The organism is Vibrio sp. 779(2023), from assembly GCF_033344285.1.
Lineage (GTDB): Bacteria > Pseudomonadota > Gammaproteobacteria > Enterobacterales > Vibrionaceae > Vibrio > Vibrio alginolyticus.
This window is the reverse complement of sequence record NZ_JAWPOM010000001.1, coordinates 445,925-467,031: the sequence shown is the minus strand read 5'-3', so window position 1 is coordinate 467,031 and position 21,107 is coordinate 445,925. Positions and strand designations below refer to the sequence as shown.

Here is a 21,107-nt window from a genome sequence, read left to right as displayed (position 1 = left end):
AGAAAAGTAAAAGGAGTTGGAAGAAAAAGACAATCCGAGTGAATGTAGTGAGAGCGGAAATCAAGATTAGATTATCCGCCCATCAACTAGGCTCAAATTGTCAGTGACCACAACAATGTGACTCACCGAATTTAAACGTGTTGGTAACTATCTTCGAGAGACTCTGTCTGCGTTGTTTTTTCGCTCACTTCCACTTTAACCGCAGCGACCTTGAACTCAGGGATCTTCGCATGCGGATCCGTCGCCGTTGTCGTTAAACGGTTGACTGGCGATTCAACAAAGTGGAATGGAATGAACACCACTCCTTTTTGAATACGCTTAGTCACAAAAGCATCAATCTCAATGCTGCCGCGACGTGTAGACACCGTCAGACGCTGACCATTACTGATGCCAAGCGTTTCTGCGTCTTCCACGCTCACCATCGCGCGAGGGCCAGCAAGGTTATCCAACCCTTTGGTCTTACGCGTCATGGTGCCAGTGTGGAACTGCTCAAGTACGCGACCCGTCGTTAACACAAGTGGGTACTCTTCATCTGGCAACTCAGCCGCATAACGGAACGGTACACCCACCATCTGCCCTTTACCACGAGTAAACTGGGTTTGGTGCATGATGCGAGTACCTGCCGGGTTGTTCTTGTTGCTCGGCCATTGCACACCGTTTGGCGTAATGGCATCCCAACGAAGACCCGCGTATTGAGGTGTCACTCGTGCGATTTCGTTAGTGATATCAGACACGCAGTGGTAATCCCAATCACTGCCCATGGCATTGGCGATTTCTTGGATAATCCACCAATCTTCTTTCGCTTCACCCGGCGCCGTTACGACAGGATTCACACGCTGAACACGACGCTCCGTATTGGTGAAGTGACCCGCTTTCTCTGCAAACGAGCAAGAAGGCAAAACCACATCCGCGTATTGTGCAGTCTCCGTTAGGAAGATGTCTTGAACCACCAAGAAGTCGAGTGCTTCTAAACCTTCAATCACATGCGCTTGGTTCGGGTCACTCAATACTGGGTTCTCACCCATGATGTACATACCACGAACATCACGATGGCAAGCCGCATCAATGATTTCTGTCAGGGTTAGACCTTGCTCAGAAGGCAGATTTGGTGCGTTCCATTCAATCGCAAACTTCTGACGCACAATTGGATTGTATACCTTTTGGTAGCCCGGGAAGCTGTTTGGTAAAGCGCCCATATCACACGCGCCTTGCACGTTTGATTGACCACGTAGCGGGTTGATACCGCCACCTTCAATGCCGATGTTGCCACACAGCAATTGCAGGTTAGCGATAGAACGCACGTTGTCGTGACCTGTCGTGTGCTGAGTAATACCCATCGAGTAGTACACAGCGGTACGATCTGCCGTGCCAATCATACGCGCCATTGCTTGAATGTCTTCGGCTTTAACACCCGTAACCAATTCCACTTTATCGAGGTTGTAAGCTGGCGACATTACTTCTTGCAGTAAGGTATCAAAGCCGTCGACACGTTCTTCGATGTACTCTTGATCGTACCAGCCGTTCTTGATGATCTGCTGCATGACGCCATTTAAAAGCATCACATCCGTACCCGGGCGGTGCGCCATATACAGCTCTGCATGCTCTGCCATATCGACACGTTTCGGGTCAGCCACAATCAAACGAGCGCCGTGGTGACGAATTGCTTGTTTGATATGTGAAGCGATAATCGGGTGCGCCGATGTGGTATCCGAACCAATAATAAAGATCACATCAGAGTGCTTAATGCTTGGAATGTCGTTGGTCATTGCACCACTACCCAGTGACGCCTCAAGACCGGTTACACTCGATGCGTGACACAAACGCGCACAGTGGTCGACGTTGTTAGTGCCCAGTTCACGACGGACAAATTTTTGGAACGCGTAGTTGTCTTCGTTGGTGGTTTTCGCTGAAGAGAAACCCGCTAATGCGTTGCTGCCAAAATCTTGCTTGATGCCAGAGAACTTGCTCGCAATCAGTTGAATCGCCTCTTCCCAGCTTGCAGGCTGCAACCAACCGTCTTTGCGGATCAAAGGCGTGGTAAGACGCTCTTCACTGCCTATGAAATCAAAACCAAAGCGCCCTTTCACACACAGCATGCCTTGGTTCACTGGCGAGTCACCGCCTTTCACGTAACGAATCGTATTGGTTGCTTCGTCCACGAACATAGTCAACTTACAACCCACACCACAGTACGTACAAATGGTGTCGACCGCTTTCAGATCTTCAGTACGACCTTGTGAACGGTCACGACTATCGACCATCGCGCCCGTTGGACACACTTGAACGCACGCGCCACATTGCACGCAGTTCGAATCGCCCATTAGGGTTAAGCCATTCTTGTTACTTCCAAAGTGTGGACGGTCGTCAGGACGTAATGCAGGACGACCTTGTTTGTCGCACACAAAGTTCAGTACGCCGTGCACGGCTTTGTCACGACACGCTTGGATGCACTGACCACAACTAATACAGCGGTTGGCATCAAACTCAATAAACTCAGAGCTACGGTCAACTTCGTACTTATGACGCAAGTCTTTCGCACGAAGATCTAACCAATCTTGATGCGATTTAATCTGCAAGGAGAAGTCAAAGCTTTGCTGAGCTTCATATTCGGTGGAGTAATCACGCAGCGCACAATCGGTATTTGCCTGACAGCCACATTCTAGACAGCGCGCGGCTTCCTTCATTGCTTCTTCGTTATCAAAACCCAACTCCACTTCAGCGAAGCTTTGCTCGCGTTGTGCTGGAGTCAGCTCAGGCATGATAGAGCGAGCGACTTTCTGGATATTCTCGAAGTGAAGCGGGTCGACTTGAGAGAGCTTCTTCTCTTTACGCGAGTTGAACGCTGCCTTTGGCATATCCGCCATATCGCCATTCAAAAATAGATCAATGGCTTTTGCCGCAACGCGGCCATCACCCACCGCTTCAACTGCCGTTGCTGGACCACGGCGGAAATCACCAATACTGAAGATGTTGCCCGTGCCGGTGTGCATGGTCTTTTCATCTGCATCAGAGGTGTTCCAACGCGTAAGCGGAATCGACAAATCTTCGCCCTCTAGGAAGCTCAGATCTGGCTTTTGCGATACTGCCGCAATCACGGTGTCGAACTCTTCGGTAAAGAACTCGCCGGTTGGTTTAGGGCTTCGACGACCAGATGCATCCGGCTCACCCAACGCCATGCGTTCTAGACGAATCGCATTCACGCGTCCGGTTTCATCGGCAAGGTTTTCTGCCGGGTTGGTTAAGAAGTGGAATTTCACCCCTTCGTGTTCCGCTTCGACAATCTCGTAGTCTTCTGCCGGCATTTCGTCACGGGTACGACGATAAATCAACGTGGTGTCTGCACCGGCACGACGCGCAGTACGAGCACAGTCAATTGCTGTGTTACCACCACCGATCACCGCGACTTTATGACCCGTTACATAGTTTTGCTCAGTAACGTAATCTTTAAGGTAATCAACGCCTAAGTAGCAACCTTCAAGGTCGCTGCCTGTGTAATGCATTTCAACCGCTTGAGACGCGCCAACAGCCAAACACACTGCGTCGTATTCTTCACTCAATTGAGAAAGCGTGAAATCCACACCCAGCTTTTGATTGGTGTGAACTTGCATGCCATTGCGGCACATCAGTTCGATTTCTTTATCGAGAATGTCTTTTGGTAAACGGTATTCTGGAATGCCATAACGCAACCAACCGCCCGCTTTTGGCATGGATTCAAAGACCGTAACGTCATAGCCTTCGTTCGATAGGTAGTAGCCAGCCGTTAGACCACCAGGACCACTGCCGACGACGGCAATGTTCAAACCTTTACTTGGTTTCTTTTCTGGCACGTAGGCTTCATGCGCAGACAAATCCGCATCCGCGGCATGACGTTTTAGCTGACGAATTGCAATAGGCTCATCGACTAACGAACGGCGACATTCGCTCTCACAAAATGCAGGGCATACGCGGCCAATCGATAACGGCATAGGAAGCGTACGCTTAATCACTTCAATCGCTTTTTGATGATCGTTCTGTGCGATGTGATAAAGGTACGATTGGATATCCACGCCCGCAGGACACGCGGTTTTACATGGCGCTTCACAATCGGCGTAATGGTCCGTCATGATGCGGTTGAGTGCTTTTCTGCGGTGCTCGCTTAATTGTTCTGATTGCGTGACCACATTAAGGCCGCGGTAAACTTCAAGTTCACACGCACGCTTAGTACCGCCGCTTTCGACTTCAACCACACACAAGTCACACGGTACTTTTTCATTACTTTTGTTCATTCCGCACAGCGATGGGATCTCGACCCCACACACTTTTGCTGCTTCTAAAAGGGTTAGACCCTCTTCTACAATTCTATATTTTCCATCGATGACAATTTCTATCATGCAACCCCCGCAGCAAAGCAAATCCAAATCTGCACAAGCAAAACCATGCATTCTATAAGGATAATCATTTGTAAGACAAGTTAGTGTGATGTAAAACTTATAAACCACATTTTTCACGTGTCATAAAAAGCGAGGGCTTCTTTCGCTAACTTTCAACACTCGGTGTTTAACAAACGTTTTACTCGCTCGAAAGTGCGAAAACTGAAGGGTTGGATTATTTTGATAATAAGAGTAATAAATGATTGACCTTACCCTTAGGTTAACCTTTAGAATCGAAGGGTTTTCATCATTTTCATCAAACACATGGGAAAAGGTATGCACTTAAAATCGCTGCATACAATCTGGTTAACTCTCTTCACGACGCTAGTGCTATTGGTATCTAGTGTGGCGAACAGTGAGCCGTTGATGAATATTCAAATGATGTCTACTGGCATGGCTCACCATCCTTCTATGATGAGTGACAGCGAACACTGCGGTATGCCTAACATGATGGACGTCTCCATGACTGACGCTTCTATGTCCGAAGATGGCGATGCAAGAGAAACCAGCATGAACTGTGGTGGAGGCTCTGGCATGGTTCATACCTGCTGTACTGCTGCGTGTACGATAGTTTTCGTCCCCCTACCGAATCCTGTCAATAGCCCGATGCCCGTCGTCTATCGCGCAACTATTACTCCTGAAGTTGCTTCCCCAGTCGTACACGTCAGCCGCGACCTATACCGGCCTCCAATAGCCTAAATCCGTCCTAGCATTCGACCCTGCGCGTGTATCGCAGGTTGTTTTAATGCGCCTGAACGATGAGGTAACAAGGCTTTACTGTTCCCGTAATAAAATCCGCACCTCCATCGATCCGGCGAACACTGGATTTAGATTATGGATATCAAACCATACCGCTTAGCTGCACCTATTTTTATGGTGGCTCTGGTCGCTGCGCCAACCTTGGTTAACGCCGCTGGTAAAGAGACGCACGCAGCACAAAATTCCGCATCAAGTGAGCGAGCTTCGACGACCAAGCTTGCCCAACTGATCAACGTCGCTTTGAGTAACGATGGCAATCGTAAGCAATACTCAGCGCAATCTGCTGCCATGCGTGAAACGGGCGTCGCGAGTTCGACCTTAATGGACCCAAAACTGAAAGTGGGTTTTGGTGGCTTGCCTGTCGACAGCTTCAAATTCGATGAAGACCCAATGACCAACATCTCCGTTGGTTTAATGCAACAATTTGAGCGTGGCTCGACGCTTGATTTACAACAGAAGAAAGCCAATCAACAAGCTGACGGCCTTGGGCTTCAAGTCCATGCTCGTGAGCTTGAGGTAGCCAACAGCATGACTCAACTTTGGTTAGAACTTGGTTACCAGCAACGCGCGGAGCAAATCATGCTTGAGAACCGCAAGTTGATGAAGGAGATGGAAAGCTTTATTCAAACCAACTATTCGATTGGTAAGAGTGAAGCGCAAGACCTACTCAACGCTCAATTACAAGTCAGCAAGTTGGATGAGAAACTGCAAGCCAATGCACAAATGCAACGTCGTCTTATCTCTCAACTCTCCGAATGGTTGGGTTCAGATTGGTTGGCGAATGAACAGGCTCTGCACGCGAGCAACCAACTTAATTGGGACACACTGAACGGCAAACTTGCTGCTAGTCAGGGTTCCACCAAGCATTATCAACAACTCAGCCAACACCCGATGGTCAAGATGGCCGACGTCAGCATCTCTGCCAATAAAACTCAGGTTGAAATTGCTGAGCAAGCCTACAACCCACAATTTGGCGTCGAAGTAATGTACGCCTACCGCCAAGCCGACAACATGATGGGTGAGCCAGCATCAGACTTGGTCAGCGCTTACCTAACCATGGACATTCCGTTGTTTACGGGTGACCGCCAAGATCGCAATCTTGCTGCCGCTCAATACCAAGTTGGCGCGGCACAATCACAAAAAGACACCTTACTAACGCAGATGAATGCCAAGGTGAACACTTTGCTGGTTGATCGCGGCAACTTAACCCAGCGTTTAGAACGTTATCAATCCACCTTATTGCCTCAAGCGAAAGCGCGCATTCAAGCCGTTGAGCGGGGTTATCAAAACAACACAGCGCAGTTTAACGATGTGATTTCTGCCACCACAGACGAGTTGGCTCTGCAATTAGAGCAACAACGTTTGCTGACTGATCTCAACATTGCAAACAGCAATTTAGCCACCCTACTCGGTGGTTTCGACTATCAAGTCGAGCAACCAGAACTGTCTGAATTTAAAAAATAATAAGGTAAAACAATGAAAACATTTAAGATTGCAACCATCGCGCTGATTGTTGGTGGTGCTTTAGGGTTTGGTGCTAATCATTTTCTTACGGGCTCGGCTCACGACATGAGTGCGATGGGTGGCGAATCTGCTGCAAGCTCTAATGATCCGCTTTACTGGGTTGCCCCAATGGATCCGAATTACAAACGCGACAAGCCGGGTAAATCCCCAATGGGCATGGATTTGATTCCGGTTTACGCAGAAGACCTATCCGGTGAACAAGACGCACCGGGTACAGTGACTATTGACCCTTCAGTAGAAAATAACCTCGGGGTTAAAACCGCAAACGCGACACTACAACAGTTATCACCACGCATCGAAACGGTTGGTTATATTGCCTTTGATGAAAGTCTGTTATGGCAAACCAACGTTCGTGTGGCGGGTTGGGTAGAAAAACTCTACATCAATGCCGTGGGTGAGAAAGTGAAGAAAGGCGATGTGCTTTTCACGCTCTACTCTCCTGAACTGGTTAAAGCACAAGAAGAATTGCTGAATGCGTACCGCACTGGCCGCAAAGGTCTTGTAAAAGGGGCGACCGAACGCTTGGTAACGCTTGGTGTTGACCGCGCTCAAATCAAATCCATTACTCGTAGTGGTAAAGCATCGCAAACCATTGAAATCAAAGCTCCTGCTGATGGCGTTATCGCGAGCTTAAACGTGCGTGAAGGTGGCTATTTGTCCCCTGCTCAAGCGGTGATCAGTGCCGGTCCTTTGGACAATGTTTGGGTTGATGCAGAAGTCTTTGAGCGTCAAGCACACTGGATGAAAGCAGGCTCTCAAGCCACGATGACCCTTGACGCGATTCCGGGCAATGAATGGCAAGGTGTCGTGGATTACGTGTACCCAATCCTCGATCCGAAAACACGTACGTTGCGTGTGCGTCTTAAATTTCCTAATCCAGATGGCGCATTGAAGCCAAACATGTTCGCCAATATTGCCCTGCAGCCTGTCACTGACGACGCAGTATTAACGATTCCTAAATCATCTGTTATCCGCTCTGGCGGTATGACTCGCGTTGTTCTGGCGGAAGGTGATGGCAAATACCGTTCTGCTCGAATTGAAGTTGGCCGCGAAGCTGGCGAACAAATCGAAGTATTACAAGGACTTAAAAAAGGCGACAAGATCGTTACTTCATCTCACTTCATGCTCGACTCTGAATCAAGCCAGTCGGCGGATCTGTCTCGCATCAATGGTGTAGAAGCAGCGGCGGAAACAGCATGGGCCAAAGGTGAGATCACAGACGTAATGAAAGATCACCGCATGCTGACCATCAACCACCAGCCTGTACCAGAATGGGATTGGCCGGGCATGGTAATGAACTTCACTTTTGCAGATGGCGTTGAGATGGGTGACTTGAAAAAAGGTCAGGCTATCGAATTTGAAATGCAAAAGACGGAGTCCGGTCAGTACCAAATCGTTGACTATAGGGCAGACAACAGCGTCATTGCAGCAGAAGTTTGGCTAACTGGTGACATCACGATGCTGATGGCTGATTTTGGCATGATCACCTTAAACCACCTACCGGTTGCAGAATGGAACTGGGATGCTGGCGAGATGAACTTCTCTGTGGGTGAAGATGTTGATCTATCGGGTTTTGAAGAAGGACAGAAAGTTCGGTTTCTAGTTGAAAAACAAGGATCTGACTACGTTCTTAAACAACTAGTTCCTGCAACAACAGCCGTCGAGGGTTAATTATGATCAATGCTATTATTCGTTGGTCACTGAGCAACCGATTCCTAGTGTTGGTCGCGACCTTAGCCCTTATATTAGGCGGACTTTACAGTGTAAAGAATACGCCTGTTGATGCGATTCCGGATCTTTCTGATGTGCAAGTGATCATCAAGACAAGCTATCCGGGGCAAGCTCCTCAAGTCGTCGAGGATCAAGTTACTTACCCGCTCACCACCGCCATGCTTGCCGTGCCGGGTGCTGAGACGGTTCGTGGCTACTCTTTCTTTGGTGACTCTTACGTTTATATCATTTTCAACGATGATACCGACATGTACTGGGCACGTTCACGCGTGTTGGAGTACTTAAGCCAAGTAGCACCCAAGCTGCCACCGAACGCAAAACCAACCCTAGGTCCTGATGCAACGGGCGTGGGCTGGGTTTACAGCTACGTATTACAAGACAAAACCGGCAAGCATGATTTGGCGGATCTTCGCAGCCTGCAAGACTGGTTCTTGAAGTACGAATTGCAAACCGTTGATGGCGTTTCTGAAGTCGCTACCGTGGGCGGTATGGTGAAGCAGTATCAAGTGCAGATTGATCCTGCCAAGCTTCGTGCTTACAACCTCACTCTGCAACAAGTGAACATGGCAATCCAAAACGGTAACCAAGAGACCGGCGCGTCCGTTATCGAAGTGGCCGAAGCCGAACACATGGTTCGTACCACGGGTTACCTAACCAGCATTGAAGACATAAAATCACTGCCGCTAAAAGTCACCGAGAAAGGCACGCCGTTGCTATTAGGAGACATCGCAGACATTAACCTTGGTCCACAAATGCGACGAGGTATCTCAGAGTTGAATGGCGAAGGTGAAGCAGTGGGTGGCGTTATCGTAATGCGCTTTGGCGAGAACGCGAGTGAAGTGATTGCGAAAGTCAAAGACAAACTCGCCGACCTGCAACGCAGCCTACCAGAAGGCGTGGAAATTGTTGCAACCTACGACCGCTCTACCCTTATCGATTCAGCGGTAGAAAACCTATGGAAAAAGCTTGCAGAGGAGTTCATCGTCGTTGCGATTGTGTGTACGTTGTTCCTGTTCCACATTCGTTCTTCATTGGTTATCGCTCTGAGCCTACCGGTCGGTATTCTCACTGCGTTTATCGTAATGCATTGGCAAGGCATCAACGCCAACATCATGTCCCTTGGTGGTATCGCGATTGCCATCGGTGCCATGGTGGATGGTGCAATCGTGATGATTGAAAACGTTCACAAGCACATTGAACGAACGCCACTGACCGACAAGAACCGCTGGCAAGTAATTGGCAAAGCCGCAGAAGAGGTCGGCGCTCCGCTGTTCTTCTCATTGCTGATCATCACTCTTAGCTTCGTACCGGTGTTCGCCTTAGAAGGCCAAGAAGGCAAGATGTTCTCGCCGCTTGCGTTCACTAAGACGTACGCCATGGCAGCGGCAGCAGGGTTGGCAATCACACTCGTCCCTGTTCTTATGGGCTACTTCATTCGCGGTAAGGTGTTACCGGAGCACAAAAACCCGGTTAACCGTGGCTTGGTCGCATTGTACCGCCCGCTGTTGAATACCAGCTTAAAATACCCTAAGACCATGATTGTTATCGCATTAGGTCTGATGGCGTCGGCTTACTACCCAACCAGTAAACTGGGTAGCGAGTTCATCCCGCCGCTGGATGAGGGCGACTTGATGTACATGCCAACGACCTACCCAGGTATCTCGATTGGTAAGGCGCGTGAGCTTCTACAGCAAACCAACAAACTGATCAAAACCGTTCCAGAAGTGAAAACCGTATGGGGCAAGATTGGCCGAGCTGAGACCGCAACCGATCCAGCGCCACTCACCATGATTGAAACCGTGATTCAGTTGAAGCCACGCGACCAATGGCGTGAAGGGGTAACAACCGAGTCACTGCGCAAAGAGTTCGACAAGCTGGTTCAGTTCCCTGGTCTTACTAACGCTTGGGTAATGCCTATCAAAACGCGTATCGACATGCTGGCAACGGGCATCAAAACCCCTATCGGCATTAAGATCGCCGGACCCGATCTGAAAGTGATTGAGAAGATCGGTTCTCAGTTGGAGCCAATTCTTAATGGCGTACAAGGCACGGCATCGGTTTATGCAGAGCGTGTAGCAGGTGGTCGTTATGTCGCAATCGACATTAAACGTCGTGCCGCAGCGCGTTACGGCTTGAGCATCAAAGACGTTCAGCAGGTGATCTCCACCGCGGTTGGCGGCATGAATGTGGGTGAAACCATCGAAGGCTTGGAGCGTTACCCAATCAACGTTCGTTACCCACAAGACTACCGTGATTCAGTGGTTAAACTGCAAAATCTACCATTGGTGACACCAAATGGTGCTCGTATTGCGCTGGCTGACGTAGCGGACATTCGTTACGAAGACGGCCCTCCAATGATTAAAACGGAAAACGCGCGTCCAAACGGCTGGGTGTTTGTCGATATCGATGGTCGTGACCTTGGATCTTACGTTGTGGAAGCACAGCAAGTAGTGGCTGATCAACTAGAACTTCCTGCGGGTTACTCGCTGGCTTGGTCTGGTCAATACGAATACATGGAGCGTGCGAAAGACCGCTTGAGTGTCGTGGTACCAATCACCATCGCCATCATTATGCTACTGCTTTATTTCAGCTTCCGTCGTGTCGGTGAAGTGATGATCATCATGCTTACTCTACCACTCGCTATGGTCGGTGGTTTGTGGCTTATGCATATCCTCAACTACAACTTCTCGATTGCCGTTGGGGTCGGCTTTATTGCCCTAGCAGGCGTCGCGGTTGAAATTGGGGTCATCATGCTCGTCTACCTCAACCAAGCATGGCACTACAAAAAGCTGGATGCGGAAAAGAGCCAACAGAAGCTTGAAGCGAAAGACCTAACTGATGCCATTCGTGAAGGTGCAGGCCTTCGTGTTCGCCCAGTAATGATGACGGTACTGACGGTCATTATTGGTCTGATTCCGATCATGTACGGCGAAGGGACAGGATCAGAAGTGATGCAACGTATCGCTGCACCAATGATTGGCGGTATGGCATCGGCACTGCTACTGACGCTGTTGGTGCTTCCTGCCATCTTCAAGCTGTGGAAACAACGCGAGTTGCGCCAAAGCAATGCGACTAATCACCAAGCTAGTGATGTAAACAACAACGCTTAATCCCTACCTTCCCCTCAATCAATTCGTTTGGGGGGAAGCAACCAAATTATTAATGAATTAAAACAAGGATAAAAAAATGAAAAAGACACTAATCACTCTTGCTCTAGCCCTAACAACAACGACTGCGTTTGCCCAAATGGATCATTCAAACATGGACTACGCGAACATGGATCATAGCAAAATGAAGCATGAAAATATGGACCACGGCAACATGAGGATGGACCACAGTAAAATGGATCATTCAAACATGATGGATATGCAGGGCATGTCGGCAGTAGGTATGCCAGCAAAAGGGGCAAAGCCAGACAAGGTGGTACACGTTATCTTAGGTGATGACATGACCATCAAGTTCAAGAAAGACGTTAAGATTGAGCCAAACGATGTGGTGCAATTTGTGGTCATGAACACCGGTAAGATCAACCACGAGTTTACGATTGGTTCGGCTAAAGAGCAGCTAGAACATCGCGAAATGATGAAGACGATGAGCGGCGATCACATGCATGACTCAGGAAACGCAGTTACGGTAGAACCAGGTAAAGCGAAGCAATTACTGTGGCACTTCCACGGTGACAACAAGGTTGAGTTCGCGTGCAACATTCCGGGCCATGCAGAAGCGGGCATGGTTAAAAAGATTGAACTGTAAGTAATTATCCAAATAGACAAAGGAGCTGATGATTCAGCTCCTTTTATTTCTCTGGATCAAACTATTCGTTAGCTCATGATAAGAAATTCTGAGCCAGTGTCTCACGCTAAGATATTTTTGTGACCGAATCACCGACGTAATATAAGCCAAACTACAGGCCTTGATAGCAACACTCTTCTCCCCATATTGAGACCGTTTAAGCGTATTGCGAAGAATCCTACATAAAATAGACATAGATTTAACAGTGTTTAGAGTATTGGCTCGTTATAGTTTACGTGACATCGCTACCGTGCGAACTAAAACTAAAATTGAAGAACACGATCCATGAAAAAGTTATTTTTGTTGGCTGGGCTAATGGTTTGCTCAACCCTAAGTTACGCGTCCCAACTGAATGAGGACATTTCTCTCCTCGAGCAACAAACCTCAAGCAGAATTGGGGTGTCAGTTTGGGATACCCAAGCAGACGAGCGTTGGGATTACCGTGGCGATGAACGCTTCCCACTCATGAGCACATTCAAAACCCTAGCTTGTGCCAAAATGCTAAGTGATATGGACAGCGGTAAGCTAAGTAAAAATGCGACCGCAAAAGTCGATGAGCGCAGTATCGTTGTATGGTCTCCAGTGATGGATAAGCTCGCAGGCCAAAACACACGCATAGAGCACGCGTGTGAAGCCGCTATGTTAATGAGTGATAATACCGCAGCCAACTTAGTATTAAATGAAATTGGCGGCCCTAAGGCCGTAACAATGTTTCTGCGAACAATTGGAGATAAAGCAACGCGCCTAGACAGAATAGAACCTCGCTTGAACGAAGCCACACCAGGCGACAGCCGCGACACAACCACACCTAACGCCATACTAAACACTCTTCGAACTTTGGTCGAAGGCGAAACGTTGTCTTATGAGTCTCGTGTACAATTAAAAATCTGGATGCAGGACAACAAAGTTTCAGACTCGTTAATGCGTTCTGTATTACCAACAGGTTGGTCTATTGCAGACCGTTCTGGTGCGGGAGGTCATGGTTCGCGTGGCATTAACGCGATTATATGGAAGGAAAATCATCGACCTGTTTACATTAGTATTTATGTCACTGAAACCGAGCTCTCACTTCAAGCTAGGGACCAACTCGTTGCGCAGATAAGTCAGTTGATTTTACAAAAGTACAAAGACAATTAAGTCACCACTCACCTGACCCTATTTGTATCCTTTTCTAGCCCTTCTATTCCAGAAGGGCTCATTCTGTACTTCCATCTTAAAAACACCACTTATTGAGTAATGACTTACTTATAAATAGGTATAAGATTTACTTATTTAGGGTGAGTTAACGCCCACATTAAGCAACCAAATGCACACAAACGGCGATAATTAAACCATACTCTTACCAAGAAGCACATTTTCTACAAAATAGCTTCACGTAATTTATTGTTGGTATTTGCAACATTGCCAAGGAGATGTCTATTGAGACTTGAAAGAACTTTTAACCCTGATGACTTATCGATGCAAAACATGGAAAGTCCGATATGTATGCCGATAGGGTTTGTTCACTTTTTAGCTCAATCGGAAACACTACAGCAAGTACTTGATACGGTGGCAGAATGGATAAATCGTATATTTAATTCTGACCGTGCGAGTATCACACTTTATGAAAACAATGATCATTTAAAGGTCTACTCTTTCTCTGGTAGTAAAGCGATTCCCGCTGAATTTTTAGTGCCCATTCATCAAGCGTTTGTTGGCCGAGTGTTCAAAAAGCAACAACTGATGATCTGCGACGATGTTACGCAATCTGATGAGATCGATTGTGTGATGCTCGCATCCAATGGTATGGGTACGTGTATGGACGCGCCTTTAATGCACGGTAAAGTCTGCCTAGGAACGCTTAATGTTGCGCATCATCAAACGCACATTTACACAAACGAACAAGCGGCACAGCTTCAGTGCATCGCTAATTGGATTGCTTTAAACATTGCCCTTCATATACAGATTATGAAAATGGAGCACCTCGCCACGACGGATGATCTAACAGGTATTCCAAACCGCAGAGAGTTCATGCGACAAATCGAAAGCCGCCTAAATGAATACCGAACCCAGGGCATTGACTTCCATGTTGCTATTTTAGATCTCGACAATTTTAAAAGCCTCAATGACCGATTTGGTCATGACGCAGGCGATAAATCACTGATCCATGCAGTTAATACTATTAAAAGTCATCTACTTGATTGTGACTTACTTGCCAGAGTTGGCGGTGAAGAGTTTGCCATCGTATTAAGAAGTCGCTCATCACAGCAAGCTCTAGACACATTAGAAACGATTCGTAATGCACTAGAAACGACGACCGTTCAACATTCAGGTTGTGATATGAGCTTCACCGCGAGTATTGGGGTAACTCAAGTCTGTCGTCTCGACGACTCATTTGAACCACTCGTTAAACGCGCCGACTTAGCACTTTACAAGGCAAAAGAAACCGGAAGAAATCGCGTTGAGTTTCATATTGGTGAAGAAAGGTAGAAAAAATAAAAAAAGGTAGCGACTCATTGCGCTACCTTTTATCGATTCTAACCCGCTTAAAATAACTAATACGAACTTTAAGCCAGTTAAAAATAAGAATGAGCAAATTTAATTATGCTTTCTTAAGATCTTTAGCTGGGTAAGTTAGTGTTTTTTCGCCTGCTTTTACATGTGTGTAAAAACCGCCACTGCTTAAACCTGTAACAACCATTTCGCCAAGATCGATACCTTTAGTCGCTACTACTACGTCACCGATTGAAAACATATTGAATACCTTGTTTGTTTAGATTAAGACACTAAGTCGTTGCGCGGTATTTAATACGATATTAGGCAAAGCACCTAATCGAGTTTTTTATCGTAAAGATTAATTTATATTTGTCGTGAACTCTAAGTTTCCACATTGAAAATCACAGGATATTTTCCAAAAAAGATGCGCTATTCTTGTGAAATACGGTAATATTTTCTAGCATCAAGTGCGGAGGTATTCTCCGCCCTCATTGGAGAAAAATGATGAAGAAAGGCCTAAAAATGCGTGCATTAGAGCGTTCTGATTTGCGCTTTATTCATGAACTGAATAACAACCGAAATATCATGGCCTACTGGTTCGAAGAACCTTACGAGTCTTATGACGAGCTCGAAGAACTTTATCGAAAACATATACATGATGACGCTGAAAGGCGTTTTGTCGTCGAAGATGAAGACGGCATCGTAATTGGCTTAGTTGAGCTGATCGAGATTAACTACATTCACCGCAGCGCGGAATTTCAGATAATCATCGCCCCAGAGCATCAAGGCCGAGGTTATGCGACAGAGATGATTAATCGTGCGTTAGATTACTCATTCTCAATTCTTAATCTACGTAAAATCTACTTATTAGTCGCAGTGGATAACGAAGTCGCTATTCACTTATACAAAAAATGCGGCTTTATCGAAGAAGGTCACCTTGTAGAAGAATACTTTATTAACGGCGCTTACAGCGATGTTAAGCGCATGTATATATTAAAACACCAGTACCAGAAAAAGATCGAAGAAAACAACTCAATTCACTAGTTCATTCTATCAAAGTAAAAACGCAGCTATTTGGGCTGCGTTTTTATTTATTCAAATTGATATTGATATGATAACACGATGCGCTTGTCTGCTTCATCCAAATAGGTGTTGTTGTCCATGACAAACGTCATTACGTTAAAAGAGTGGCGTTTGCTCACGAGGTAACCAAGACCAATACCACCAAAGAAGCCTTTGTAGTTCTCTCCTTCACTGTTTACTGAGCCGTAAGTGCCTGCTGCGAAGCTGATTAACGTCAGCTTTTTGGTAAACGATTTCAGCGCAAATGCACCAACGTAACCGCTACTGCCTGAAGAGCTTATCATATTGAAGCCATTCTCTGCACTTGGCGTACCCGTAAAGTTAGGCTCGCTACAGAGACTACTTTCTGCACCGTCACAAACAGGAACATCACCAGTGTTGTACGTATAGCCTGCCATTGGGAAAATTTGGAAACCTGCTGGCTCAATCCCGAAATAACTTAGCGGCATAAAGGTACCAACGCTGTAGTTGGTTTGATCCGCGCCGTTTACGTATTCATTTTTACCGAAGTTGAAGTTCACGATACCGACCGGAAACAACCACGAGCCACCAATACGCCACTCGCTCGCATCATCATTGATACGCAGGTTAATTTTGCGCGCTTGGTCAAGCGCAAGTGAGCCCGAGAATGAGATGTTTTGATCATCAAAATCGTAGTTGTTTGCGTAAGACGCGCCAAATTTCGTGATGACTTTTGTTGGGTCATCCGCCAACTTGTTTTTATTGTCTTTTACTCGATGCTCGGCACCATGAGCCAGCGTACTAACCAACAAAGTTATACACACTAACGCTAGTTTATTTTTCATTTTTTAGTCCTTTGAGATGTTGAATACCCGCACTTAGCTGCGCAGATACTTTTTGAATCATCACTCACTGGATGTGACAGAAGCGCCCTAACTACCTTAGATGGTGTGACAGCATCCAGTGCAGGTAGTTAGGGTAGAATGGCCTGTAAGGAAGGCGTTTTAGCGATTAGGAATGATTAGTTTTTCCAGTTGTAGCTCATGCTCATGAAGTACAGCGCAGGCTCATCAAAACCAGCTTGTAAGCGTGGCGTTTCTGACGATTCCATCAAGATCGCTTCAAACGCGAAACCAATTGAGTTTTCTGAATCCAATTTGTAATCAATGCCTGTACCAATGCGGTACGCCTTGCCAGTAGGAACGGTAATGTCACCGTTTGATTGGCTTTCATACATGCTGGTATCGAATGCAAAACCTGCATTCCACATCATTTTTTCATTCAGTTTGTACTGAGTACCCAATGCGATTTGGTAAGTGTCTTGTGTCTCTACGCCCAGCGTGGTTGTGTATTCGCTCCAGTCTTGCCAGTTCACGTTCCACATCACCGCTAGGTCATCATTCACTTCATGGTAAGCACTGAAGATCAGTTGTTGTGGAGCAATGGAGTTACTCTTGTCGAATTCAAATTCGGTTTCAGAAGAGTAAGACAGGCCAAGACGAGTGCCTGGTGTTGCTTCATAAAGCACACCTACTCGGCCGTTGAGCTGAGTATCTTGGTCTTCGTCATTGAAGTTCAAGGCTCCCTTCGTTTCCACTTCATACATACCGTACTGAATGCCAAGCGCCGCACCCACAGACCAGTGATCATTGATGCGGTAAGAAGCGGAAGGTTGAATGGTCAAGGCTTGCGTCGTTGCTGTAGGAATATCTAAATGATCACCCAAAAGACCTTCGTACTCGAGGCCAAGACCGTAGTTGCCATACAGACCAATACCCAGCGTCCATTTGTCGTTCACTTGTTGGCTGTAAAATGCCGACGCCATAGGAACAAAACCAATCACGTTGCCCGCATCGCCAGTCATCGTGTCTAGTTGCGCGTCACCGTAAAGGCCAATCAGGTTACCAGAGAAAGATTTACCAGAAACATTCGCCAGACCAGCCGGGTTTGCTGCCATTACTGAGGCATCTTGCGCACGAGCCGCCATACCAGCGGATGCCAAACCAATATCCGATGCTGTAGTTTCGTAAAGGTATAACCCACCCGCTTGCGCAGCAGCACACGTCAGTAAAGAGCTCGCTACGACGATTTTTGAAAGATTTTTCATGTTAAAACCTATTATTGTTTGGGAAACCCACGCTGCGACGGTGGTTATATATCAATGAAAGGCATTGGCCAATCGCACACAGCGTGGGGGTGTTGTGGAGTCAGTAAGTTGAAATCAGCGTTGTTGCTCGCTCACCTCAAGTTCAGTGGATTTCTTTCGCTTAAACTTCTCGCGCAGAGATTGCATCATCACGAAGAACACTGGCGTCAGTAACGTGCCGACAAACGTAGAGAGAATCATGCCGCCGAACACTGCAAAGCCCAGTGAGTGACGAGATGCGGCACCAGCACCCGATGCAATCACCAACGGGAATACCCCCCAGATGAAGGCGAATGCGGTCATCTGTACTGCACGGAAACGGATTCGAGCAGCTTCTTTGGCAGCATCAATGATGGATAAGCCCTTTTCTTCTCGCAGAACTTTGGCAAATTCCACGATAAGAATCGCCACTTTGGCGGACATACCGATCAAGATGACCACACCAATCTGCACGTATAAATCGAACGGTTGTCCCACCAGCAGTAGCGTGCCCATTGCGCCGAGAATCGCGACTGGAACCGCCATCATTACCGCAGCTGGAATGGTCCAACTTTCGTACTGAGCCACTAAGAACAAGTAGGTGAACAGCAAAGACAATGCGAACGCGATTGGCGCCATGTTGCCTGCTTTCATCTCTTGGTAAGTCATGCCTGACCACTCGTACGAGTAACCACTTGGCAAAGATTCCGCAGCCAGTTTTTCAATGGCTTTTACAACATCACCCGAGCTGTAACCTGGCGCTGGCGCACCGTTCACGGTTGCAGAACTGAACATGTTGTAGTTCGACAAGGTATCTGGGCCGAAGATCGGCTTCACTTTCACTAGCGTTGCCAGTGACACCATTTTTCCAGAGCTTGAGCGAACAAACAGATGGTTGATGTCGTCGATATTGTCACGGTATTGCTCGTCTGCTTGCACTTTCACTTGGTACGAACGACCAAACAAGTTGAAGTCAGAAATGTAGGCACCGCCCAACTGTGCTTGCAGTGTGCTGAAGATTTCATTCAACGGTACGCCCATCGAAATCGCTTTATCGCGATCAATATCGATGTAACGTTGCGGAATATTCGCACGGAAAATCGAGAACGCACGTGCCACTTCAGGCAGTTGGTTGATTTGGGCAACAAAATCAGCGGTTGTTTTTGCCAACTCTTGTGGAGAACGGCCCAAGTTGTCTTGCAGCACAAGGTTGAAACCATCCACCGCACCCATGCCTTTGATTGCCGGCGTCGCGAAAACGAACGAAGCGGCATCTGGCGTTGAGTTCAGCATTTGGTTAACTTTGTTCATCAACGCACGTTGGTGTAGCTCAGGGTCTTTACGTTTGCTCCAGTTATCCAGTTTGATGATCAACATGCCCGAGTTTGGAATCGACGCCATGTTAATTACCGAGAAGCCCGCAACCGAAACCACGTTCTCCACACCTTCCATCTGTTTTAGCTCATCAACGTACTTCTTCATTAATGGTGCAGTACGCTGCAATGCTGCTGCGTCTGGCAAACGCATTTCGACCATGAACACGCCTTTATCTTCGTTCGGTACGAAAGAAGAAGGTACGGTCATGAACGCAAATGCCAGCACCGCAATAAGCGCGCCATACACACCGATACTCAGCACAATGCGGCGGCTCAAGAAGCCAACTAAACCTTGGTATTTGCGCGTTATTGCTTCAAAACCGCGGTTAAACGCACGCAAAGGCGCAATAGGTTGCGAGTGAGTAGATTTCAACATCAACGCACAAAGCGCTGGCGTTAACGTCAATGCGTTGATCGCAGAGATCAGCACCGATACACAGATGGTGACCGCGAACTGGTTGAACATTCGACCAGAAATACCCGGCAATAGCGCAACCGGTACGAATACCGCCAACAAAATAAGCGTTGTTGCCAATACTGGCCCCGTCACTTCTTTCATAGCTTGGATCGTGGCCGGAATCGGGTCTAAATGCTCTTCATGGATAACCCGCTCCACGTTCTCTACCACGATGATCGCATCGTCCACCACGATACCGATGGCGAGGATCAAGCCAAACAACGAGATCGTGTTAATGGTCATGCCCATCACGCCCATGATTGCGAACGTCGCAATGATGGAAACCGGAATCGCTAAGGTTGGAATGATGGTCGCTCGCCAGTTCTGCAAGAAAACGTACACAACGAAGGTGACAAGAAGTACTGCAATCACCAGCGTCTCGTACACTTCATCAATCGATGTCTCTACGTATTCGGTAGAGTCATACGCGATGTCGTAGACCAAATCATCTGGGAACGATTTCTCGTACTCTTTCATGGCCTCTTTCACGCGTTCCATCACGTCTAGCGCGTTCGCGGTCGGCAACTGGTACAAGGCCAGAACGGCGGCTGGTTCGTTATTCATACGACCATCAGCTTCGTAACCTTGTGCACCAACTTCCACACGAGCCACATCTTTCAAGCGAATCAAAGAACCTTTCTTGCTCGCACGAATGATGATGTTCTCGAACTCTTCCGCAGAAGTGAGGCGGCCTTTGGTTTGCAAAACATATTGATATTGCTGGTCACCTGGAGCTGGCATACCACCGATCTTACCCGCCGCCACTTGGATGTTTTGCGTTTTAATTGCGCCAATAACATCGCTAGCAGAAAGCTTCAAGGTAGCCAGTTTATTTGGGTTCAACCAAATACGCATTGAGTAGTCTTTCTTACCCAGCAGCGTAATGTCACTCATACCTTCGATACGTTTTAGACGCTCGACAATATTGAGATCCGCGTAGTTAGAAAGGTAGATACTGTCGTGAGACTGTTTCGGAGAACGCAGTGTGATAACGCCCAGCATGTCGGAAGATTTCTTCTTAACCGTCACACCGATTTGGTTTACTTCTTGTGGTAGAGACGACGTCGCCTGTGCCACCAAGTTGTTCACACGAACCTGCGCCATATCGCCATCTGCGCCCACTCGGAAGTAAATACGCAATGTGTATGAGCCATCGTTACCAATCACAGAAGACATGTAAATCATGTCTTCAACGCCGTTGACTTTGGCTTCTATCGGTTGTGCTACGGTCTTTTTAACCACGTCCGCGTTTGCACCCGGATACATGGTGCTCACCGTAATTACCGTTGGAGAGATTTGAGGATACTCAGAAATTGGCAAGACTTTCAGGGCGATCATACCCATCAATGTCATCGCCAGTGAGATCACCAAAGCAAACTTCGGCCGGTGAATGAAAAATTTACTTAACATCAGTA

At 47.3% G+C, this 21,107-nt stretch carries 13 protein-coding genes; 8 read left to right on the top strand and 5 right to left on the bottom strand.

Going from position 1 to position 21,107, the window contains the following annotated elements:
- Positions 1 to 131: 131 nt before the first annotated feature.
- Positions 132 to 4,370, bottom strand: a complete 4,239-nt coding sequence (fdhF, locus tag R8O70_RS02040) for a formate dehydrogenase subunit alpha (protein WP_318184028.1) — start codon at positions 4,368 to 4,370, stop codon at positions 132 to 134.
- Between the two features lie 315 nt (positions 4,371 to 4,685).
- Between fdhF and R8O70_RS02035 the strand changes: the two genes are divergently transcribed.
- From R8O70_RS02035 to R8O70_RS02005, 7 genes are all read left to right on the top strand, one after another.
- A complete protein-coding gene (locus tag R8O70_RS02035; protein WP_318184027.1) occupies positions 4,686 to 5,108 on the top strand; it encodes a hypothetical protein in 423 nt (140 codons plus the stop codon).
- Between the two features lie 135 nt (positions 5,109 to 5,243).
- Complete coding sequence (locus tag R8O70_RS02030) at positions 5,244 to 6,632, top strand: TolC family protein (RefSeq protein ID WP_318184026.1); 1,389 nt, start codon at positions 5,244 to 5,246, stop codon at positions 6,630 to 6,632.
- 12 nt (positions 6,633 to 6,644) lie between these two features.
- Positions 6,645 to 8,363 carry an efflux RND transporter periplasmic adaptor subunit gene (locus R8O70_RS02025; RefSeq protein WP_318184025.1) on the top strand — a complete coding sequence of 573 codons (1,719 nt, stop codon included), beginning with the start codon at positions 6,645 to 6,647 and terminating at the stop codon, positions 8,361 to 8,363.
- A 2-nt stretch (positions 8,364 to 8,365) separates the two neighbouring features.
- On the top strand, positions 8,366 to 11,533 hold the full coding sequence (locus tag R8O70_RS02020) for an efflux RND transporter permease subunit (RefSeq protein ID WP_318184024.1): 3,168 nt from the start codon (positions 8,366 to 8,368) through the stop codon (positions 11,531 to 11,533).
- Positions 11,534 to 11,609: 76 nt separating this feature from the next.
- Complete coding sequence (gene copI / locus R8O70_RS02015; protein ID WP_318184023.1) at positions 11,610 to 12,176, top strand: copper-resistant cuproprotein CopI; 567 nt, start codon at positions 11,610 to 11,612, stop codon at positions 12,174 to 12,176.
- A gap of 324 nt (positions 12,177 to 12,500) precedes the next feature.
- Entirely contained in the window at positions 12,501 to 13,352 is an 852-nt protein-coding gene (locus tag R8O70_RS02010; RefSeq protein ID WP_005375420.1) for a carbenicillin-hydrolyzing class A beta-lactamase CARB-42, read from the top strand.
- A 282-nt stretch (positions 13,353 to 13,634) separates the two neighbouring features.
- Positions 13,635 to 14,684: a sensor domain-containing diguanylate cyclase gene (locus tag R8O70_RS02005; protein WP_053303796.1), complete on the top strand. Its 1,050-nt coding sequence runs from the start codon at positions 13,635 to 13,637 to the stop codon at positions 14,682 to 14,684.
- A 112-nt stretch (positions 14,685 to 14,796) separates the two neighbouring features.
- Here the strand turns inward: R8O70_RS02005 and R8O70_RS02000 are convergent, their stop codons facing one another.
- The gene (locus tag R8O70_RS02000; protein ID WP_005375418.1) at positions 14,797 to 14,949 is read right to left on the bottom strand and encodes a hypothetical protein; all 153 of its coding nucleotides are present in this window, start codon (positions 14,947 to 14,949) and stop codon (positions 14,797 to 14,799) included.
- Between the two features lie 245 nt (positions 14,950 to 15,194).
- On the opposite strand from R8O70_RS02000, the gene speG reads away from it, so the two are divergent.
- Entirely contained in the window at positions 15,195 to 15,734 is a 540-nt protein-coding gene (gene speG, locus R8O70_RS01995) for a spermidine N1-acetyltransferase (protein ID WP_005375417.1), read from the top strand.
- 47 nt (positions 15,735 to 15,781) lie between these two features.
- Here speG and R8O70_RS01990 read toward each other — a convergent pair whose 3' ends face one another.
- From R8O70_RS01990 to vmeQ, 3 genes are all read right to left on the bottom strand, one after another.
- Positions 15,782 to 16,579: a hypothetical protein gene (locus R8O70_RS01990; RefSeq protein WP_033906800.1), complete on the bottom strand. Its 798-nt coding sequence runs from the start codon at positions 16,577 to 16,579 to the stop codon at positions 15,782 to 15,784.
- A 176-nt stretch (positions 16,580 to 16,755) separates the two neighbouring features.
- Complete coding sequence (locus R8O70_RS01985; protein ID WP_053303797.1) at positions 16,756 to 17,841, bottom strand: OmpP1/FadL family transporter; 1,086 nt, start codon at positions 17,839 to 17,841, stop codon at positions 16,756 to 16,758.
- Positions 17,842 to 17,955: 114 nt separating this feature from the next.
- Positions 17,956 to 21,102: an efflux RND transporter permease subunit VmeQ gene (gene vmeQ / locus R8O70_RS01980; protein ID WP_258624808.1), complete on the bottom strand. Its 3,147-nt coding sequence runs from the start codon at positions 21,100 to 21,102 to the stop codon at positions 17,956 to 17,958.
- Positions 21,103 to 21,107 lie beyond the last annotated feature (5 nt).

Excerpts from the sequence above, each read along its gene's own strand:
- R8O70_RS01990 (WP_033906800.1), bottom strand. The coding sequence starts at position 16,579 with ATGAAAAATAAACTAGCGTTAGTGTGTATAACTTTGTTGGTTAGTACG.
- vmeQ (WP_258624808.1), bottom strand. The coding sequence starts at position 21,102 with ATGTTAAGTAAATTTTTCATTCACCGGCCGAAGTTTGCTTTGGTGATC.
- R8O70_RS02025 (WP_318184025.1), top strand. The coding sequence starts at position 6,645 with ATGAAAACATTTAAGATTGCAACCATCGCGCTGATTGTTGGTGGTGCT.
- R8O70_RS02020 (WP_318184024.1), top strand. The coding sequence starts at position 8,366 with ATGATCAATGCTATTATTCGTTGGTCACTGAGCAACCGATTCCTAGTG.
- R8O70_RS02030 (WP_318184026.1), top strand. The coding sequence starts at position 5,244 with ATGGATATCAAACCATACCGCTTAGCTGCACCTATTTTTATGGTGGCT.
- copI (WP_318184023.1), top strand. The coding sequence starts at position 11,610 with ATGAAAAAGACACTAATCACTCTTGCTCTAGCCCTAACAACAACGACT.
- R8O70_RS02010 (WP_005375420.1), top strand. The coding sequence starts at position 12,501 with ATGAAAAAGTTATTTTTGTTGGCTGGGCTAATGGTTTGCTCAACCCTA.
- R8O70_RS02035 (WP_318184027.1), top strand. The coding sequence starts at position 4,686 with ATGCACTTAAAATCGCTGCATACAATCTGGTTAACTCTCTTCACGACG.
- R8O70_RS01985 (WP_053303797.1), bottom strand. The coding sequence starts at position 17,841 with ATGAAAAATCTTTCAAAAATCGTCGTAGCGAGCTCTTTACTGACGTGT.
- speG (WP_005375417.1), top strand. The coding sequence starts at position 15,195 with ATGAAGAAAGGCCTAAAAATGCGTGCATTAGAGCGTTCTGATTTGCGC.
- R8O70_RS02000 (WP_005375418.1), bottom strand. The coding sequence starts at position 14,949 with ATGTTTTCAATCGGTGACGTAGTAGTAGCGACTAAAGGTATCGATCTT.
- fdhF (WP_318184028.1), bottom strand. The coding sequence starts at position 4,370 with ATGATAGAAATTGTCATCGATGGAAAATATAGAATTGTAGAAGAGGGT.